General features: G+C 63.9%; 1 pseudogene. It reads right to left on the minus strand.

Going from position 1 to position 374, the window contains the following annotated elements:
* Nucleotides 1–27: 27 nt before the first annotated feature.
* Nucleotides 28–374 (minus strand): annotated as a pseudogene (locus X744_RS139600) (ABC transporter ATP-binding protein); the annotation flags it as partial.

Genomic DNA, 374 nt, shown 5'->3' on the forward strand with positions numbered 1-374 from the left:
CCGCGGGGCCGACGAAGGTTGCTGGCATCACGCCATTTCGGGACGTCTCGACGCCTCGCGGATCGCCTTGTGCACGCCGCGTTGCAAATCCATGAAGGCGGGGGTCTCCATGACCTCTTCCCGGCGCGGGCGTTCGATGTCGACGTTGAAGGTCTGCATGATGCGTCCCGGGCCGATCCCCATGACGACGATGCGGTCCGATAGGTAAACGGCCTCCTCCACGTCATGCGTGACGAACAGCACCGTGAGCCGGTGCTCCTCCCAGATCTGGGTCAGCAGTTCCTGCATCTGGTGTCGGGTCAAAGCATCGAGCGCGCCGAAGGGCTCGTCCATCAGCAGCATTTTGGGGCGATAGGAGAGCGCGCGCGCGATGA

The sequence above is a fragment of the Mesorhizobium sp. LNHC252B00 genome, assembly GCF_000502955.1.
Classification (GTDB): domain Bacteria; phylum Pseudomonadota; class Alphaproteobacteria; order Rhizobiales; family Rhizobiaceae; genus Mesorhizobium.